Below are 19547 nucleotides of genomic sequence, written 5' to 3'. Positions count from 1 at the left end.
TTGTACCCAATAAGGTTTTAAATAGATATCCATCCAAATACGTAAGTAAAGAACGAAGAGTACTTATTTACTTTGTTAAGGTTACATTATAACATTACCGATATATTATAACAAAACACCGGACTGTTTATGATTTTACCTAACTTTAAAACTTGCTTAATTGCCTCTATGGTTGCTGTACTGTGTGCCTGTAACAGTGAAATTGATGATCTTGTAGATAAAAATGCTGAGCAGAAAGATGACCATGACCACACTGAAATCACTGCAAAAGGGCGATTAGCGATTAGCCATGCTGATATTGCTAACGTATCTGTTTTTAACGCTGACAACAACTCGTTGCTGGAGACCTTTAATACCAGCAACGTAATAAGTGGTCTATATGCCAGTCCTAATTTCCGTTATGCAGTATTGATCCAGCGAGCAGAAAATTATGTTGAGTTCATTGACGGTGGATTATTTACAGAAGATCATGGTGATCACCAACATAGTTATGAACAGCAACCCGAGCTGCATGATTTAATCTTTAACGATAGTAAACCAACCCACTTTGATGTTAGTGGACAGCAAGCTGCACTGTTTTTTGATGGCGATCTTGATGCAGGGATCCCTGCAAGCTTTGTGTTATTAAGTGATGAATCACTTGCTGCTGGGAAAACGTTAGCAGCACATAGCTTTAACAATGCCATGCATGGTACAGCGCAAATTCGCGGTGAATCGGTAATCACAACTTATCGCAGCGAAGATATAACTAGCGTGCTGCCAAATTATGTTGAACAACTGCATATTCATGGTGATCACTTTCATCAAGAACAGCGGTTTGCAGTGGATTGCCCTGCACTACATGGCAGTGCGCAAAATCACCAGCATATCGCTTTTGGCTGTAGCGATGGTGTATTAGTTATAACTGAAAAAGATAATGTGTTTAACGCAGCCAAAGTAGCTAATCTCAACAACTTTGCTGAAGGTACGCGTATTGGCACAATTAAAGCGAGTGAACACAGCGAACTATTTTTAGGTATTGCACAAAGTAAGCTTTTTTACACCATCGACCCAGCATCAGCTGAAATGACACAGCTTGCATGGCAACAAAATACTGAAAATACCGTATTAGCAAGTGCACTGGATAGGATTACCGGCGAGTTTTATGTACTTGAAAGTGATGGTTTCTTGTCAGTGCTACATGCTGAAGATGATTGGCAAGTCAGCGCACGCTTTAAAGTACTCGAAAACCCAGCTGGTAACTATGCACTCGCGGCCTCAGCGGCCGACGATACTTTATATATCAGTGATGCAAACAGCCAAACAGTATTAAGTATCGACACCCATGAGCAAACGACTAAAACTATTCTTAACCTTGATTTTATCCCTAATCAAATTACCTGGTTAGGTATAGCTGCTGAATCAAAACATGAACACTAATTAATTCAAGCAAATAACTTTCATAGCATTCCCTTGCTAATTCATTGCCAGCAAATTTACTTTGCTGGCTTTTTTGCTTTCATGCTGACAATTCCATGATGAACTAACACAGCAATCGCACCGGCTAATACACCTAATAAACCATCGAACAGTAAAGGCGCAATAATCTCTCCCAGCGTACCTAAGTTTGCCAGTGCAAACTCAGCAACAGCGGTTTGCCAATGATGCAACACACTAATACCATGCACTAAAATTCCTCCACCCACTAAAAACATCGCTACCGTACCTGCAAATGCTAAAAACGCCATTAAACGTGGTGCTGCGGCTAATAAACCTTTACCTAATAATGCTTTAAAACGGTTTCCTGTTTGCTGTGCTTGGTTAAGCAAATACAAACCAGCATCATCGAGTTTTACAATCCCTGCCACTAACCCATAAACGCCTATGGTCATGATCACCGCAATAACACTTAAGACTAGCGCTTGATTTAGTAAACTTGCACCCGCCACGGTGCCTAGAGTGATAACTATTATTTCTGCCGATAAAATAAAGTCGGTTCGAATAGCCCCTTTTACTTTTTGTTTTTCGTACTCAACTAAATCTAAATTTTCGACAGCATCTACATCATCATTTTTCGTAGCTGGTAATAACTTTTCAACTAACTTTTCTGCACCTTCAAAACACAAAAATAATCCACCAACCATCAATAAAGGTGTAATAAGCCAAGGCAGCCAGACACTTATTAATAACGCTGCAGGAACTAAAATAGCTTTATTTAAAAATGAGCCTTTCGCTACCGCCCACACGACCGGTAGCTCACGATCGGCAGTGACTCCTGTCACTTGTTGCGCGTTTAAAGCTAAATCATCCCCTAAAACACCCGCAGTTTTCTTCGTGGCGACTTTACTCATAGTGGCAATATCATCTAATAAAGTGGTGATATCGTCCAATAATGTCAATAGGTTAGTACCTGCCATCTCATTTCCTTTGCAGTTAAAAAATTTATAATTATCAACATAGCCTAAACGAGTATTTTCACCAAAGGTTAATTTTCGTTTGCTATGCTAGTTGCTCAACACATTTAGCCAAGGTACTTGTTAATGTATAAAACCCTATTAATTGCACTCGGTGTTATTAGCCTCAGTGCATGCACAGAACAATTAAATAGTCAGTCTTTCTCCTGCGATAGCCAGCTAAGCGCCGTTATTACCAGTAATGATGAAGAAAGTGCCACGCTAAATTACAATCAAGTAGATCATTCGCTGACCAAACAAATCAGTGCCTCGGGCGTAAAATATACCAATGAAGATGTGCTGTTTTGGACCAAAGGGAATGAAGCTATGTTGATAATTGATGGCAACAAATATCACTGTAATTTAGAGTAATACAATCGCTCGCCAAACTTATAATTTATAAAAATACTGCTACACTCATAAATAATTAAGTATTTACGGGTTTACTATGCGCGCTATTGCTATTAAAACGAAACTAATTTTTGCCTTTGCCACAATTGGTTTTTTAATGCTCGCCAGCAGTAGTTTTTTTTACTGGTCATTAGGACAAATTAATCACGCCACTTCGGATATAGAAACTTTAGCTGTACCGGTACAACAGCAAAGTCATGCCTTGCGGTTATCGCTGTTATCAATCACCAAATTTAATGCCGTTGCATACAGCCAAACAAGTAAAGCCAGTTTGCAACAGCAGCAACAGAGAACTCATGAAGAACAAGCTTTATTTAAAACCAAGCTAGAAGAATTAAGCTCTCAGCTACACGACCAACCGCAAATGCTGCAATTACTATCGAAAATAACACAACGCTATCAGCAATTTAGTACCACTAGCGCAACAATGTTTAACACCAAACAACAAGGCCTAACAGCAGCAACTCAGGTTACCTCATTAGCAAATGATTACGCTAATAATCTTGCTGACTTAAGTAGTGGCTTACTTGATTTAGAACTAATCGAAGTAACACCGGAGCAACAATCGTTATTAGCCGCTATTGTTGGTACCGCGACCCGCATTGACGACTTACTATTCACCTTAGGCAATAATGTTAAGAGCATCAACCACATTAGTTCCCTACAAACACTCACAGAACACCAACAAGATACCGCTTTTTTATTAGACAATATCCAATCTAATTTTACATACCTACAACAGCAAGCGAGTGAGTTAAAAAATCAAACAAATTTCAGCAACCTAAAAGACCTTCTCAGCTTAATTAATCAACAGTTGGCAACACTGTACCAGCAACAAAGTACTCTTTTGACCAGCAAAGTTGCGACCGAGCAAGCCTTTGCTGCATTCCAGCAACAGTTTCAACTTACCGAGCAGCTCATTATTGAGTTAAATCATTTAGCCGATAAACGCTTTGATACCTTGCAGGCGGATGCTCAGTCGGTGATCACTACAGGTTCGCGACTCGCGATTATTATAAGTTTAGTGCTTATTTCGTTTGCAGCCTTGATCTGCTTTTTAACCACCAAAGCAATGTTAAAACCACTCAATGCTGTAAATAAAGCACTATCACGTATCGCTTCTGGGGATTTATCGAAACGTACAAAGCCCCATAATGATGATGAATTTGGTGTACTTTTAAACAATATCAATCAATTAAGCGATGATCTAAGTACATTACTAAGTGCGATAAGTGATAACGCCCACACCTTAGATCAATCAGCAATTCAAACCAGTGCACAAGGCCAACATATGACCGAAGCAGCACAGCAGCAATTAGATCGTATTGCAGAGGCCGACTCGGTGGCGCATAGCATGCATAGTAATTCCCAAGCGGTCTGTGAACGAGCTGATAACACCTCTAATGAAGTTGCTAACGCTTCGCAGTTTGCCAATGATGTAAATCAGATTGCTGATCGTAACAGCCAGCGTATTGCAGCGTTACTGACTCGGCTTGATCAAGCTGTACAAAGTACTAATGAGCTAACCCAACACACACAATTAATTGGCGCAATCGTGGATACAATTAGCAGTATTGCTGAACAAACTAATTTACTTGCGCTAAACGCTGCTATTGAAGCTGCCCGTGCAGGAGAAAATGGCCGAGGCTTTGCTGTTGTGGCAGATGAAGTTCGCTCTTTAGCTGCACGAACGCAAAACTCGACTAGCGAAATACATACAATGATCCAAACACTGCAACATCAGGCCAATACTGCTCATCATGAAATTAACGATGGGCAACAACAAGCAAAAGAATGTGTAGCAAATAGTAGTGAATTAAACCAAGCGGTGGATAAAATAAAAAGTACTTTAGTGACAATTAACCAAATGAGTATGCAAATTGCTAGTTCATCACATCACCAGCTTGATAACAGCAATGAGATAAAACAGATTATGGCGCAAGTAACGGTGCAAGCACAAACGAATGCCGAACATGCAAAGTCACTCGCCAATCAAAGTGAAGACGTTAACCAACTCGCTCACTCATTAACCAGCGCAGTAGAAAGATTTAAGTTCTAACTCTGAATATAAAACCCATCTGCAGCTATTGTGATAATGATAAATACACGCCACAGAAATAACGTTGCAGTGGCGTGTAGCAACTTATTTATTATTTTGCTCCGCGATAAACTCCCTAATGTATTTATCAAATAGTGCCGCAGGCAGTGGTTTGCTGTATAAAAAACCTTGAATATAATCACAATTTAGAGCGTTTAAAAAAGCCAGCTGTGCAAAGGTTTCAACTCCTTCGGCAACAACTTTGAGCTGTAGGTTACTAGCCATTGAAATTATTGCACTAACCATCGCACAATCTTCAAGATCATCCGGTAAGTCTTTTATAAACTCCCGATCTATTTTTAACTTACTCAGCGGAAAACGCTTTAAATAACTCAACGATGAGTAACCGGTGCCAAAGTCATCAATTGCTAAACCCACGCCGGTTGCGCGTAATGCTTGCAACTGCTGCAAAATATTTGAGCTATTATCAGCAAGTAGCGTTTCTGTAATTTCAAGGGTTAAACACTGAGCTGATAACTGCGTTTCCTGTAGAACACTTTTAACTAACGCTTCAATATCTTGGCGAATAAATTGCACGCTAGACATATTTACCGTAACAAAAAACTGATCACCGAAACAACCACACCACTTAGCAGCTTCGCGGCATGCTTCTCTGAGTACCCACTCACCAATTGGAATGATTAATCCTAACTCTTCACATACAGGAATGAATTGTGCCGGCGAAACATCGCCAAGCTCCGCACTATGCCATCGCAATAATGCTTCACAGCCGACCGTTTTTTTATCGTGGCTAATAATTGGCTGAAAATAAATGGTAAACTCGTTATTACTAAGCGCTTTATGAAGAGCATTTTCGAGCCTACTGCGAGCAGTCGCTTGTTCATGCAAGCCACTGGTAAAGAACTCAAAGCAGTTTCGCCCTTGCGCTTTAGCTTTGTACATAGCGCTATCAGCATTACGTAGTAATATTTTTCGATCGCTGCCATCGTCGGGGAAAATAGTGATCCCCATACTGCCGGATACAAATACATCTTGCTCACCAATTTTAAATGAAGAACTAAGCGCCAGCAGAGCTTTTGTAGCTAGTCGCTCAATATCTGCTAACTTATTGATCCCTGGCAGTAATAGCGCAAACTCATCGCCACCTAAACGGGCAACTACGTCAGAGCTGCGCATACATGCTTTAAGCCTTTTGGCAGCCTCAAGTAATAGTAAATCACCACTATTATGCCCTAAGGTATCGTTAACGCTTTTAAACCGATCTAAATCAATAAAACAAATTGCCAAACGCTTATTATCAGCTGTCGCACGGATCATTTCTTGATCTAGCTTGCTATTATAATGATAGCGATTTGCCAAACCCGTTAAGGTATCAAAATTAGTTTGTAGCCACATTTCCTGTTCATTTTCTTTGCGTAAAGAAATGTCATTAAATAAGGCAACATAAACTTCAATGTCTTTTTCCTCGTCAAATACTACCGAAATATTGACCCAGCTCGGGTAAATACTACCATCTTTGCGGCGGTTCCATATTTCACCTTCCCAGTGCCCAGCCTCATTTAAACGTCGATATAACACTTTAAAAAACGATGGTTTATGATGGCCCGAATTTAATATTGCAGGTGATTTACCAAGCACATCTTGTTCTTGATAACCGGTGATCTGTGTGAAGGCTTTATTTACAGCTTGAATTTCATTATCACGATTAGAAACTAAAATACCTTCATTAGTTGTTGAAAATACCGTGCTCGCGAGTCGTTGTTGTTGAAGTGCTTTTAATTTTAAAGTGATATCACGAATTAAATGTATTTCACCAATTTTGCTATTTTTTTCGTCGATAACTGCGGTTACTCGTGCCTCTCCCCAAAATACCTCTTTAGCTCCGTGAAATTGAAACTCACTATCAACCCCAACAACTCCTTTCGGACACTCAGTAAATGAGTAAATATTTTTGTCTTTCAGTGGCTCGCCTGCTGTTAACTTCTGCACAGCCGTAGTATTGGCTGTAATAACCACATGATCGGTATCAGTGTAAACGAGCAGATCATCTATACTATTGAAAATCGCCTTTAACGTCGCACTATCTTTTTGCGCCGACTCTTTAGCTCTGCGTAATCGCAAAGCTAACAAGGTTAAAGTCGCTAACAGTATTATCAGTACAGAAATAAATATTAGCGCTAACAGCAATTGATCGGTGCGTTTTTGTTCTATTTCATTAGTTTGAATGGCAACCAATTGTTCAAGATTTTCTTGATAATGCCAAAGCGCTTTTTCAAGGTTACGTTGAGATGAAATATCATGTATGACAGAAAATAAAAAATCTTTATTTTCAATTGTAAATGGGGCTGAATAAACGCTAACGGTACGTGTTTCACCGCTCGCTAATCGGTGTTTGAAAACAAAATAGTTTTGCCCTTTACTCAGAGCAGCTTGGCGTTCCTGTGCAACTTGTTGCTCAGTAAATATATTAATTTGCTGGATACGCATTGTTTGCAATTGCGCAATACTGTAACCATAAAATGCTGCCGCTGCTTTATTAGCAAATTTAATTTCACCCGTTTGCGGTTCTACCACTAACATCACGGCACTGTGCTCATTAAAAAGCGGCACATTGAGCGCGGAATTTAATGATTGCTTAGCACTTACTTGATCTACAAAGGTAATTACACAGCAAAGAAGAACAGCCTTGATAAATGTTTTTACGATAAGCCCACCCATTAATCAAAAACTCATTTCAAACATTTGTCCTAAACTATAGCTTACTCACCTTATAATGTAACAAAAATGATCGCTTAAATGCGCTCTAAAAACACCTCATTAATTCGCTTAACGTCTTTATTTAAGTATAATGCCAACAGTCTTTTAAGCTTTAAAGCGGCCCACAATGAAATACAAAGATCTACGTGATTTTATCGATTTATTAGAAAAAAAAGGTGAACTGAAGCGTATTCACCAAGAAGTTGATCCTTATCTTGAAATGACCGAAATTGCCGACCGCACACTACGTGCTAAGGGACCCGCTTTATTGTTTGAAAACCCTAAAGGTTATGATATCCCCGTACTAGCTAACTTATTTGGTACACCAGAGCGTGTTGCCATGGGAATGGGTAAAGAACACGTTAGCGAACTACGGGAAGTCGGTAAGTTGCTGGCATTTTTAAAAGAGCCAGAGCCACCAAAAGGCATTAGAGAAGCATTTAGCCAAATTCCAGTGTTTAAGCAAGTATTAAATATGCCTGCCAAAGAAGTTAAAAAAGCGCCTTGTCAGCAAGTTATTCTAGAAGGCGATGATGTTGATTTAACTAAGCTGCCAATTCAACACTGCTGGCCTGGTGATGTGGCTCCATTAATCACTTGGGGTTTAACCGTCACCAAAGGACCTTTCAAAAAACGCCAAAACTTAGGTATTTACCGCCAACAATTACTCGGTAAAAATAAAATCATTATGCGCTGGTTATCACACCGTGGCGGTGCTCTCGATTTTCAAGAATGGTGTAAAGAAAACCCAGGCCAACCTTATCCGGTATCGGTAGCATTGGGTGCTGATCCGGCGACAATCCTAGGTGCCGTCACGCCAGTGCCAGATACCTTGAGTGAATACGCCTTTGCCGGCTTGCTACGTGGTAGCAAAACAGAAGTAGTTAAGTCGATCTCCAATGATTTACAAGTTCCTGCCAGTGCTGAAATAGTTCTTGAAGGCTATATAATGCCGGGCGAAATGGCACCTGAAGGCCCTTATGGCGATCACACGGGTTATTACAATGAGGTTGATAACTTCCCTGTTATGACCGTGACCCACATGACACATCGTAAAGATCCTATTTATCACAGCACTTTTACTGGTCGTCCACCAGATGAGCCGGCAATTTTAGGGGTCGCACTCAATGAAGTCTTCGTACCTATTTTACAAAAGCAATTTCCTGAGATAGTCGATTTTTATCTACCGCCAGAAGGCTGTTCATATCGTATGGCGATAGTGACAATGAAAAAACAATATCCAGGTCATGCCAAGCGCGTGATGATGGGGGTATGGTCGTTCTTGCGTCAGTTTATGTACACAAAGTTTGTCATTGTCTGTGATGATGACGTTAACGCACGTGATTGGAATGACGTGATCTGGGCGATTACTACACGTATGGATCCCGCCCGCGACACTACTCTAATTGAAAACACTCCGATTGATTATTTAGACTTTGCATCACCGGTTTCAGGTCTTGGTTCAAAAATGGGTATGGATGCCACTAATAAATGGCCCGGCGAAACCACTCGTGAGTGGGGCGAACCCATTGTGATGGATCAAGCGACTAAAGATCGCGTCGATGAAATCTGGCAAAGCTTAGATATTCTTTAACAGCTCTTTTAGAGGCTATAAACTCACTATGCGGATATGTTATTATTGTTCAAATAAAGTGCGTATCCGCTAATTTAAGGTAAAACATGCAAACATTACACGCTGAAGTTGTCGCTATCAGCCCACTCACTGAATTTGTTCACAAAGTAATTTTAAAACCTGTTGAAAGCGTCACCTTTGAAGCTGGCCAATATTTGCAAGTAGTGCTTGGCGAAAAAGACAAGCGCGCGTTTTCAATTGCCAGCCGCCCTTCGCAGTCTGATGAGCTAGAACTCCATATTGGCGCATCTGCAGTTGATTCATATGCAATGCAAACTTTAGAGCATCTTCGCCAAGCCCATGCTGAGAAAACTCAGGTGTTGATTGAAGCCGGCTTAGGCATTTCACAGTTGCGTCTCCAATGCGAACGCCCAATTATTTTACTCGCTGGCGGCACTGGGTTTTCATACGCAAAATCTATAGCTGATCATTTAAGTGAAATCGGTTGTGAGCGTCCGGTATTGTTCTATTGGGGTGTGCGTGAAGAGTCAGCCTTGTATGCGCATACTGAAATGCAAACATGGGCCGATAGCCGTGAAAACTTTACCTTTATACCAGTAGTTGAAAACCCAACAGCTAGCTGGACAGGCCACACAGGCTACGTACATAAAGCGGTGATGAACGATATCGTATCGCTTGCCCCATATGATATTTACATGGCAGGGCGTTTTGACATGATAGGTATTGTCCGCGATGATTTCCTAGCACATGGTGCAATTCGCGAAAACATGTACGCCGATGCATTTGCATTTATAAAATAGTATAACCAGAGTAACCAGCTTAATTTTTATCCGTAAGCTGGTTACTGACACTCCCTGACAGCCCGCTATGATTTACTTAGCTCTTCTTAAACAAGGAGAACTATGATGACCACAAATTTAATCGAAGTTGTAAATTTCAAACTAAAGACTGATACAAATTTAGCGCAGTTCCATATCGCTAATAATGATTTTCAGCGTTATATTGATAACCAATCAGGCGTACTTTACCGCTCCCTTGCTAAACAAGCCGATACCCAGCAATATAGTAGTATCATTTATTTTGCTACGGTTGCTGATGCCCAAAAACTGCGTGATACATTTTTTGATAATGCTATTTGCCAACAGTACACTTCTCTCATTACAAAAGAATCGATAAAGCTGGAGCGTTTTGAAGTGCTTAGCCAAACAGCTTGCCAACAAAGCTAACACTGTATTTTTGAAAACAAGGATAACCAATGCACAAATCAGAGCGGCTATTTCAATTAGTAAACATACTTAAGAGTCGCCGCTTTGCGATCACTGCAAACGAACTTGCCAATAAATTACAGGTATCTCAGCGAACAATTTATCGCGATATTCAGCACTTACAGAGCTCGGGCGTGCCCGTTGAAGGTGAGGCAGGCACTGGCTATTTAATTACCGATTACGACCTACCACCGATGATGTTTACTCTTGAGGAGCTACAAGCACTGTTGTTAGGTAGTAAAATGGTCAGCGCTTGGACTGATCCACAGTTAGCGGCGAATGCCCAAGCTGCAATGACTAAAATTAATGCTGTGTTGCCTAACAAGTTAAAGCAACGCGTTGCAGAGCTGCCGTATTTAGTCTCTGCATTTCATCACGATAAAAGCCACCAAACGACCACTTTGATACTTCGTAAAGCCATCACTAATAAAACCTGCATTGAATTTCATTATCTAGATGTTAATCAACGACCAACTCAGCGTATTGTCGACCCTTTAGGACTGGTATATTGGGGCGCAAAGTGGACTCTTATCGCTTATTGTCAGTTGCGCAGTGACTACCGAGAGTTTCGCTTAGATCGTATTCAAAGCATTATTCCACTCGCCAAGGCATTTGATACTAATTCACAAAAAAGCTTAGCGCATTATATGGAGTTAGTGAAAGCCAAATACCAAACTCACTCTGATGGTCTGGCTCATAATTAAATTTAGCTGTGATTGTTGTTACCTATCAGCGCAATCAACATAAACAATTTCACAAACGGCCAATCCTTAACCATACTTTGAATAACTCATTAATTGGGAGAGACCCAAATGTTAAACACCAAAGTAAAAGATTTTATGCAGCGCAAGTTACCGCATATAACCCCTGAAACCGAGATGACCACAGCAATTGCAGAACTACAAAAATTCAAACTACTGGGAGCGCCAGTGTTTGATGATAATAAATGTTTAGTGGGCTTTATTTCTGAGCAAGAACTGCTAAAACCGTTAATGCAAAATAGTTATTTTTGTGACGGTGTGGTTAAGGTTTCACAACTGATGCAAACCGAGGTTGTAACCGTCAACGGCGACACCAACATAATGGAACTTGCAGAGCAAATGAAAACCGGTAAGCCGAAAAACTACCCTGTTGTAGAAGGCACTACGGTCATAGGCATGATAGGCCGTAGTGATATTCTTAAAGCCATGTTTGATAACTACCTAAGCTGCCAACGTGAGCATTAGGCGCATAATTTAATGGCTTGTGCATCGTAACTATCGAGCAGCGACTGCTTGCTTTAGTTGCTGTTTTTCAGCATCACTCAAGTATGCAATATCAAGTGCATTGGCTTGGGCTTTTTCCATATCAGCCTGAGTAAGGCCTGCAGCAGGTCCTGCAACCATGTATTCATGTTCAATTTCGATGCCTTCCACTGCGGGATCATCGGTATTAATACACGCTAAAATACCATGATCTAAGAAGCGCTTCAGTGGATGCACATCTAAACTGGCTACTGTGCTGGTTTGCACGTTACTAGTTAGGCACGATTCAATACCTATGCGTTTATCACGTAGGTAGTCCATTAGCTTGGCATCTTCAATAGCTTTGACACCATGGCCAATACGCTCAGCACCTAGCTCATTGATTGCTTGCCAAATACTGGCAGCTCCCAGAGCTTCACCGGCGTGAATCGTTGCGCTAAGGTAAGCATCACGTACTTGCTTAAAGTGATCGACAAATAACTCGCCCGGAAAGCCAATTTCATCACCAGCTAAGTCCACTGCAACTAAATCATTTTTAAACACGAGTAAGGCATCTAACTCTTGCTGGCAAACTTTAGTGCCATAAGTACGTGATAATATACCAATCAGGTTAGCTTTAACCGTGCTACTTTGAGTCGCACTTTTAATACCATCAACTACAGCTTCAACCACACCTTGTGGATGTAAGCCTTGGCTTTGTGCCATGTAGTAAGGGCTAAAACGCAGCTCTACATAATCAAGACCTTGTGCTTGCGCATCTTCAATATTTTCGATAGCAATACGCCGACACGCATCGTAATCACCCAATACCGTGACGCCCCAGTCAAGCTTTTGTAAAAAGGCCATTAAGTTAGGCTCAGGATCGATAACTTGCACATGCGGTATTAAGTCTGCAACATTATCAGCAGGCAGCTTAATATTGAACTGACGACCTAAATCAAGAATAGTTTGCGCGCGGACATTACCATCTAAATGGCGATGGATATCTAGCAAAGGGAGTTTTTTATTGATCATAATTAGCACTCAGTTCAGTTAATTTGCGCGGATCATACGCACTTAAATCGGTAATTCAAGTTTAGATCATTTTGTTTGTATTATTGAGGTCATTTGTCAGCCCCGATCGATAAAAGTACTAAAAATTAATCAGTACTCTGTTGTAGGTAATGCCATATGGTTTTAAATAGCTTTTCGGCATCGATTGGTTTTGTTAAATAGCCATCCATACCAGCTGCGAGAGCTTTTTTAACATCATCATCATGAGCATTTGCTGACAGAGCAATAATAGGAAGCTGATGTATAAATAGCTCATCACGAATCACTTTAGTGGCTTGCAAACCATCCATATTAGGCATTTGAATATCCATAAGCACTAAATCATAACGGGTTTCAGAGACCTTCTCAATGGCTTCAAAACCGTCACTGGCAACATCAGCAATACACCCTTTGGTTTTTAATATAGCGGTAGCAACATGTTGGTTTAGCGGATTATCTTCCACCAATAGGATCTTAAATTCAGCAAGCGATAAAGTACTCGTGTCAATCTCAGCAAAGAGAGGCTCTAATTGCTCGGCTTTAGTGAGAGGCGAGATACGTGGTAAGGTAAAAGTGAAAGTTGAACCTTGTCCTTCCTCACTTACTAAACTAATATTTCCTCCCATCAATTCAACCAACTTTTTGCAAATACTTAACCCCAAACCTGTACCGCCGAACTGTCGCGAGGTAGAGCTATCGGCTTGTGCAAATGGTTGAAAAAGTTGCTGTTGAGCTACTTGGCTAATACCAATACCAGTATCACTGACACTAAAGTAAGTGACGTCTTGCTGCTGCCATACTTTGAGTGTGATTGTGCCTGTAGCGGTAAACTTAATCGCATTATTTAATAAATTTAGCAAGACCTGCTTTAAACGTATTGGGTCGCTATCTAGCTGTAGATCTGCGCTGTTATCTAGTTCTAATATTAATTTCAGCGACTTAATGTCAACGTCGAATTGCACCAAATTAACTAATTCATCAATAAGCTGATTTAACTCGATAGGCTCTTGTATTAAATCGAGTTTGCCAGCTTCCATTTTAGAGAAATCGAGTACATCATTTAATACTCGCAGCAACACACTCAGCGCACCATCAGCTTGTTCAATATAATGGCGGGCTTGTTGCCAATCTTGCTGCTGCAGCGCTAAATAATGCAGACCTTTAATGCCATTGATCGGAGTACGTACTTCGTGACTCATATTCGCTAAAAACTGGCTTTTGATTTGACTTGCTTCATCTGCTTTTTGTTTTTCTTGACGCAACACTCGTGTTTGTTGAGCAACTTGCTCGCGCACCTGAATATTGGTGCCGGTCACTGAGATTAAAAAAGTGATCAGTAACCAAACAAATAACATCCCTAATATTTGTGCAAACCAGTACATTATCCATGACGTTTGTGTTGTTGGTTCAAATAACTGAACTTGCCAAATTCGCTGCCCGATAACTAACTGGTATTCACTCAGCAGTTCGCTATCGGTGCGAGATGCGCGGTAGATTAGTTGTCGCTGCTGCGCATCAGTCACATCGTAGAAGTGCATACTTATTTGACTGCGATGATTAAACTGCAAAGTATCAGCCAAGCGCGCTAAGTTAATAACGCCAACCACAAAGCCCCTAAAATCACCTTGCATATCTAAGTCACCAAAAACCGGAAAGAAAAATAATACCCCAGTATCATCATTGTTGCTTTGTACAAGCTTCATCGGCTCGCTAATAATCAACTCATTCAATGCTTTTGACATCATCATCACATCACGGATTTGCGCATTTGAGGCTAAATCAAAACCTACTACCCCTTCATTACCCAACATCGGATGTACATACTGTACAGGGTAATAACTGTCCCGTTTCGTCACACTCTGCCATTGTTGCTGGGGTGATTGCTCTTTTATATAAAATTCATTAAAGCCTTCTAGACGAATTTGTTGTTGGTATTGAGCAACCGTTGATAAAGGTACATTTGGCACCCATTCTAGGGCAAGTACTTCATTGCTGTAATTAAGTTGAGTTGTAGTAAAACGCTTAAATTCAGCGTAACTGACTTCATCACTACTGGCAAAAAAAGTAGAAAGCAGAGCTAAATGCGCCGATACCTCATCTAATTTATGATTTATTTCCAACCGCACTTCAGCTACTTTTGCTTCTTGCTTTTGAATATCTTTGTCTTTTTTCACACTTGCCGCAGCATAAAAGCTAATACTTATAACGACATAAATAAGGATTGAAGGTAAAATTACTTGTAAGCGATGGCGCATCTGCTCGTAATTAAAAGCCGCCAATATTAACGGTGTAAAAATTAACACCCCAATACTGTCGCCAATCCACCACGCCACAAAGTTATCAAAAGCGGTATGTACCGGTATTATATTATTGGACACCAATAAGCTAGTGCCTATCGCTGCAGCAATCACACAGCAAGCAGGCCCTGCAATGATCAAGCTTTGTACACTGTGTTTTAAAGAGGATAAGTCTAGCGGAGCTTTAATTATTTTAACGATGCAATAGCAGCCTACCCAGGCCTGCAAAACGGCTGCAAAAGATACAGCTAAAGCTTGTAAGAAAACCTGCCAATGCAGAATATCAGCAACACGATCGAGATGAATCATATTGGTGAGTAAAGCACCGAGCAAAACCCCAACTAAGGCGCGTCGCCCGCACAATAAAAACCCTGCAAGGGCAATGCCTGATGGTGGCCACGAAGCCACAGCATAACCATCAATAGCGAGCAGCGAATTACTGAAAAACCCAGTAATAAAATAAGCAAAAGTTAAACCAAACGTCAGAGTAAATATATTTTGCAATGCTCTGGCGCTCCTATTCAGGCCTCAACTAACTGTAATTACAAATAAAGGTCGAGTGCTTTTTGGGGTTGTGCGCTTTTACTATAACTAAGCTGTGCTTGTACTAAATATTCTTTGCTGTTCTCTGTGTTTAACGCTTTATCGAACACCCGAGCAGCAAGCTCATACTCACCATGAGCATTAGCTAAGCATGCAAGTGCCAGTAACAATGCTTGATTATCCGGCTCTTTTTTTAAAGTATCTTGTAAACTCGCCTGTAACTTTAATGCGTCTCCAGGGGCGGACACTTTTAATATATGTGCAAGCTCAATATGCTGCTCTGGTTTTTTCAGCATTTTAAGTAAACTTAATTCAATCTCATTTAAACGCCCAGCTTTTGCCATCGCAGCTAAGTAACAGCTATGCGCTTTTACTTTTACGTTTTTAGATAGTTGCTGATACTTATCGGTTAATTGCGATTCTGGCTGTGCCATAAAGTAGGTGGTTAATAATATCGACCATTGGCTATCTGTTAACGCTTTTTTACTTAGTAAACGCGGCATAAACTGCTCAAGCGCAGTCCATTTTTGCTGTTGCACAAGTACTTCGGCATACAATTTCAGCTCCAGCGCGGTGGCTTTTTTAGCTTCCGCTAACGCTTTTAATTCACTGCTTACTGTGCTGCAATCACCACTGGCTAACCAGAGTTTAGCCGCTTTTAGTTGGTTTTCTGGTGAAATTTGGTCAAGTAATCCAATCGCTTTGCTTGTGTCATTATTTTGTAAAGCCGCTTTAGCTAATAACGCATAGCGCACATCTTGCCAATTATCAGCCACGCTATTGTTCCCCAATGCCAGTTCTAGCTGTTCGCTATCACCACTGATCAGACTCCATACAGCTTGTTCAATCGCCGCTTGTTTACGCTCCTCACTACGGGCAAAAAAACGATGGCGAGTATTGCTGTATAAAGACAAAATATAACGAATAAGCTTATAAGTTAAATACAAACCCAGCGCGATAACCAAAATGGTCGCGCAAAAAGCAACGATAGACCCTTCAATAGTAGTTTTATTAAACGAAATTAATACATAACCCACTTCACCTATTAACATAGGCGATAAAGCAAGTAATACAGCAACTGCTAAAATAACCAATATTAAGCGGATCATTTTGCCCACTCCTTGATCTGCTCAGTACTTTGCAAAGTGATAGCTGGACTAAAGTTTAACTGCTCTTTGCTCAACTCCTGCAGCGCTTTAAGCGTACTTTTAGTTAGTGCTTCATCATGTTGGAAATAATCTTTTACTAATACTTCGGCTTGACTCAGAGCAGTAAAATAAATACTGGCTTGTTTAGTCAAAAGCGCATCTTGAGCTTGCGATAAATATAAACTTAATCGCTGTTGGATCAAATGACGCTCGTACTCTGTCAATAAAGGTTCAATAGCGATATCTTCACGTTGGCGAATTTTAATAAAGTTATCTTTAAATTGCTGCCACGAATTAGCTAAATTTTGCTGCCAATCACTAACGTTTTCGCTCAATACATGTTGCTCTTTTTGATCTACTTCTTGTGGTAATGCCACCGCATTGAAAACGAGCTTATCTACTTGCCCAAGTACACCGTGCAGCTTTAAATAAATTGCTTCTATTGCAACCGGCTCAACAGTGCTAAGCGCTTGCAAATCTTGATAAATTGCTTGGCGAATAGCGCCAGTTCCTGGATGCTCTGCTAATAACGTATCTAATCGAGTTAATACTGCCGCCGCTCCATTATAATCATGCTCAGCCCACAGTTTAAACTCAGCCATACGCTGCAAACTAGTCACCTCTTGTGGATTAAGACTATATGTTTGTTGCTCTGCACGCTGCAAGGCGGCTGCTAATTGTTTTGCCGTGTTATCTGCATTTTCAGCTAAGCTAGCAGCAACTTTTTGCTCACTATTAAACAGCGCTTGTTGCAAGGTTTGCTGCGCAACTTTCACTGCTTGCAGCTCTTTACCGAGTAATTGGTTGTCAGCTGATAACTGATTAACTAACAGATTTGCTTGCTGTTGTGTATGAAGTTTTTGGTAAAACTGAAAACCAACACCAGAGGCCACAATCAACGAGATAAGTAATGCTAAGCTGCCAGTTTTACTTATTTTTTGTTTGTTTTTTTGGTTCGTTTCTTGTTTCATAGCAAAGTCTTTTTTTGTTGCCGAAGCAGAGTCTGCAACCTTAGCATTCGCCTTGGTTGAACTGCTTGGCGTTGCTTTAGGGTCAGCAAGCTGTGATGTTGGCTTTGTATCTTCACTCATAATGTTACCTTCGCTAATACAAGTAAACATAGCGCTATCGCTTGCACCTGCAGCAATGTGTATATTTGCCGAGTCAATCTGTTGCGCCGCAAGGTATTCACTAATGCGAGCACTGGCAACATAAAACTGGCACTGTCTGATCCACTCTAATTGTTTTGCGCCCAGTTCACGAAAAATCGCATCAACTGCCGCATTACTTGTTATGACTATACCTTTAACATCAAGGCTTTGCCAGTGGTCTAGCCAGTCAGTTGCATTACCTTCTACAGGGCCTCGTTGATAAACCACTAAATTATTTAAAAATGCCCCACGTTGCTTTAAGTTTTTTGCAATCGTTGCTCGGCCATATTTACCTTTGACCAACACTATATTTAGACCATCAACTTGCTGTAATGATTTTAAAGCCAGTAATCCTTCAGAATCATGCAGTTTAGGCACGGCTGCTCGTACGCCGAATGCCTGCCAAATGGCCTCTGCCGTTTGTTCACCTACGGCATAAAATTGCGCTTTAGTATTGATATCGGGTTTAAGTGCCAACAATGCTTTGACAGCATCTTGGGAGATAAAAATAATTTTATCTGCATTCAGTAAAGGGGTCAGTTGAGTATTATCTGGGGTTAAGTAATCAATTTTCAAAACCGGAAATAAAGTCGCCTGATAACCCCCTTGCGACAGTTGCTCTGCAAGGTCGGCGCCTTTTCCATGTGGGCGAGTTATCAGGATCTGTGACATTTATGCGTCTCTATATACTTCAGCTAAAATTTTATCTGCGCCTAAAGCAAGTAACTGTTCAGCCAGTTGCACACCAAGCTGTTCAGCATCAATTGCTTTACCACTGATCTCAGCGCGTAAAATTTCGCTGCCATCAATTGCGCCCACTAAACCACGTAAATGTACTTGCTCGCCATCAACTAAAGCATAAGCGCCAATTGGTACTTGGCAACCACCTTCTAAACGGCGATTCATTGCACGTTCGGCATTAACACGAATACGTGTCTCGTTATGCTCAAGTGGTGCAAGTAACGCTTGGGTAACCTCGTCATCAATACGGCATTCAATACCTACAGCGCCCTGACCATTCGCTGGTAACGATTCTTCTGGTTCAATAAATGCTTTAATACGGTCATGCATCTGTAAACGAATTAAGCCAGCAGCAGCTAAAATAATCGCATCATATTGGCCATCATCAAGCTTAGCTAGGCGAGTATTGACGTTACCGCGTAAATCACGAATTTCTAAATCAGGACGCAGTTCACGAATTTGACACTGACGACGCAAACTCGATGTACCAACAATAGCACCTTGTGGTAGCTGTGCAATGTTGGCAAAGGTATTTGACACAAATGCATCGCGTGGATCTTCACGTTCACAAATTGTATGCAGTGCTAACCCTTCAGGAAAATCAACAGGTACATCTTTCATTGAATGCACAGCGATATCTGCACGGCCATCTAACATGGCCTGCTCAAGCTCTTTAACAAATAGTCCTTTGCCACCGATTTTTGCAAGTGGTGTATCAAGAATAATATCTCCTTGCGTCGACATTGGTACTAGCTCAACAGTAATGCCGGCATGGAAATGCTCTAGCTGTGCCTTTACAAATTCAGCCTGCCACAGTGCTAATGCACTTTTACGCGTAGCGATACGAATAAGTTGAGGTTTTTTTGTCACGTT

General features: G+C 40.9%; 15 protein-coding genes. 8 read left to right on the top strand and 7 right to left on the bottom strand.

The features are described 5' to 3' along the window. The first annotated feature begins 129 nt into the window (after positions 1 to 129). Entirely contained in the window at positions 130 to 1419 is a 1290-nt protein-coding gene (locus tag H5200_RS03710) for a hypothetical protein (RefSeq protein WP_182760962.1), read from the top strand. A gap of 56 nt (positions 1420 to 1475) precedes the next feature. On the opposite strand, the gene H5200_RS03705 is transcribed toward H5200_RS03710, so the two are convergent. Then, entirely contained in the window at positions 1476 to 2396 is a 921-nt protein-coding gene (locus H5200_RS03705; protein ID WP_149982169.1) for a DUF808 domain-containing protein, read from the bottom strand. A gap of 123 nt (positions 2397 to 2519) precedes the next feature. Here H5200_RS03705 and H5200_RS03700 point away from each other — a divergent pair, with 123 nt between their 5' ends. Both H5200_RS03700 and H5200_RS03695 read left to right on the top strand, forming a co-directional pair. Further along, positions 2520 to 2804: an MliC family protein gene (locus H5200_RS03700; RefSeq protein ID WP_182717466.1), complete on the top strand. Its 285-nt coding sequence runs from the start codon at positions 2520 to 2522 to the stop codon at positions 2802 to 2804. 76 nt (positions 2805 to 2880) lie between these two features. Beyond that, a complete protein-coding gene (locus tag H5200_RS03695; RefSeq protein WP_182760961.1) occupies positions 2881 to 4902 on the top strand; it encodes a methyl-accepting chemotaxis protein in 2022 nt (673 codons plus the stop codon). Between the two features lie 84 nt (positions 4903 to 4986). Here the strand turns inward: H5200_RS03695 and H5200_RS03690 are convergent, their stop codons facing one another. Further along, a complete protein-coding gene (locus tag H5200_RS03690; protein WP_182760960.1) occupies positions 4987 to 7620 on the bottom strand; it encodes an EAL domain-containing protein in 2634 nt (877 codons plus the stop codon). Positions 7621 to 7786: 166 nt separating this feature from the next. Here H5200_RS03690 and ubiD point away from each other — a divergent pair, with 166 nt between their 5' ends. The 5 genes from ubiD (at position 7787) to H5200_RS03665 (ending at position 11744) form a co-directional block, all read left to right on the top strand. Continuing rightward, complete coding sequence (gene ubiD, locus H5200_RS03685; protein WP_145239922.1) at positions 7787 to 9253, top strand: 4-hydroxy-3-polyprenylbenzoate decarboxylase; 1467 nt, start codon at positions 7787 to 7789, stop codon at positions 9251 to 9253. Positions 9254 to 9339: 86 nt separating this feature from the next. Then, entirely contained in the window at positions 9340 to 10053 is a 714-nt protein-coding gene (gene fre / locus H5200_RS03680) for an NAD(P)H-flavin reductase (protein ID WP_182739433.1), read from the top strand. Positions 10054 to 10155: 102 nt separating this feature from the next. Beyond that, on the top strand, positions 10156 to 10479 hold the full coding sequence (locus H5200_RS03675; RefSeq protein ID WP_259398450.1) for a hypothetical protein: 324 nt from the start codon (positions 10156 to 10158) through the stop codon (positions 10477 to 10479). A gap of 29 nt (positions 10480 to 10508) precedes the next feature. Further along, positions 10509 to 11222: a YafY family protein gene (locus tag H5200_RS03670; protein WP_145239926.1), complete on the top strand. Its 714-nt coding sequence runs from the start codon at positions 10509 to 10511 to the stop codon at positions 11220 to 11222. 108 nt (positions 11223 to 11330) lie between these two features. Next, the gene (locus tag H5200_RS03665; protein WP_149982176.1) at positions 11331 to 11744 is read left to right on the top strand and encodes a CBS domain-containing protein; all 414 of its coding nucleotides are present in this window, start codon (positions 11331 to 11333) and stop codon (positions 11742 to 11744) included. A 30-nt stretch (positions 11745 to 11774) separates the two neighbouring features. Here the strand turns inward: H5200_RS03665 and add are convergent, their stop codons facing one another. The 5 genes from add to hemC form a co-directional block, all read right to left on the bottom strand. Continuing rightward, the gene (gene add, locus H5200_RS03660; protein ID WP_182717469.1) at positions 11775 to 12776 is read right to left on the bottom strand and encodes an adenosine deaminase; all 1002 of its coding nucleotides are present in this window, start codon (positions 12774 to 12776) and stop codon (positions 11775 to 11777) included. Positions 12777 to 12901: 125 nt separating this feature from the next. After that, positions 12902 to 15595: a CHASE domain-containing protein gene (locus H5200_RS03655; protein WP_182739434.1), complete on the bottom strand. Its 2694-nt coding sequence runs from the start codon at positions 15593 to 15595 to the stop codon at positions 12902 to 12904. Positions 15596 to 15633: 38 nt separating this feature from the next. After that, entirely contained in the window at positions 15634 to 16743 is a 1110-nt protein-coding gene (locus tag H5200_RS03650; protein WP_182717471.1) for a heme biosynthesis HemY N-terminal domain-containing protein, read from the bottom strand. Next, entirely contained in the window at positions 16740 to 18605 is a 1866-nt protein-coding gene (locus H5200_RS03645) for a uroporphyrinogen-III C-methyltransferase (protein ID WP_182760959.1), read from the bottom strand. Before H5200_RS03645 ends, H5200_RS03650 begins: the two co-directional genes overlap by 4 nt. Further along, entirely contained in the window at positions 18606 to 19544 is a 939-nt protein-coding gene (gene hemC / locus H5200_RS03640; protein WP_149982317.1) for a hydroxymethylbilane synthase, read from the bottom strand. It lies immediately after the preceding gene. Positions 19545 to 19547 lie beyond the last annotated feature (3 nt).

Source organism: Pseudoalteromonas sp. SG43-7 (assembly GCF_014164295.1).
Taxonomy (GTDB): domain Bacteria; phylum Pseudomonadota; class Gammaproteobacteria; order Enterobacterales; family Alteromonadaceae; genus Pseudoalteromonas; species Pseudoalteromonas rhizosphaerae.
Note: the sequence above shows the minus strand (reverse complement) of the source record. Positions and strands in the feature narration are given on the sequence as shown.

Coding starts and splice junctions, on each gene's coding strand:
- H5200_RS03710 (WP_182760962.1), top strand. CDS start 130: ATGATTTTACCTAACTTTAAAACTTGCTTAATTGCCTCTATGGTTGCT.
- H5200_RS03700 (WP_182717466.1), top strand. CDS start 2,520: ATGTATAAAACCCTATTAATTGCACTCGGTGTTATTAGCCTCAGTGCA.
- add (WP_182717469.1), bottom strand. CDS start 12,776: ATGATCAATAAAAAACTCCCTTTGCTAGATATCCATCGCCATTTAGAT.
- H5200_RS03690 (WP_182760960.1), bottom strand. CDS start 7,620: ATGGGTGGGCTTATCGTAAAAACATTTATCAAGGCTGTTCTTCTTTGC.
- ubiD (WP_145239922.1), top strand. CDS start 7,787: ATGAAATACAAAGATCTACGTGATTTTATCGATTTATTAGAAAAAAAA.
- H5200_RS03695 (WP_182760961.1), top strand. CDS start 2,881: ATGCGCGCTATTGCTATTAAAACGAAACTAATTTTTGCCTTTGCCACA.
- H5200_RS03665 (WP_149982176.1), top strand. CDS start 11,331: ATGTTAAACACCAAAGTAAAAGATTTTATGCAGCGCAAGTTACCGCAT.
- H5200_RS03675 (WP_259398450.1), top strand. CDS start 10,156: ATGATGACCACAAATTTAATCGAAGTTGTAAATTTCAAACTAAAGACT.
- H5200_RS03670 (WP_145239926.1), top strand. CDS start 10,509: ATGCACAAATCAGAGCGGCTATTTCAATTAGTAAACATACTTAAGAGT.
- fre (WP_182739433.1), top strand. CDS start 9,340: ATGCAAACATTACACGCTGAAGTTGTCGCTATCAGCCCACTCACTGAA.
- H5200_RS03705 (WP_149982169.1), bottom strand. CDS start 2,396: ATGGCAGGTACTAACCTATTGACATTATTGGACGATATCACCACTTTA.
- H5200_RS03650 (WP_182717471.1), bottom strand. CDS start 16,743: ATGATCCGCTTAATATTGGTTATTTTAGCAGTTGCTGTATTACTTGCT.
- H5200_RS03645 (WP_182760959.1), bottom strand. CDS start 18,605: ATGTCACAGATCCTGATAACTCGCCCACATGGAAAAGGCGCCGACCTT.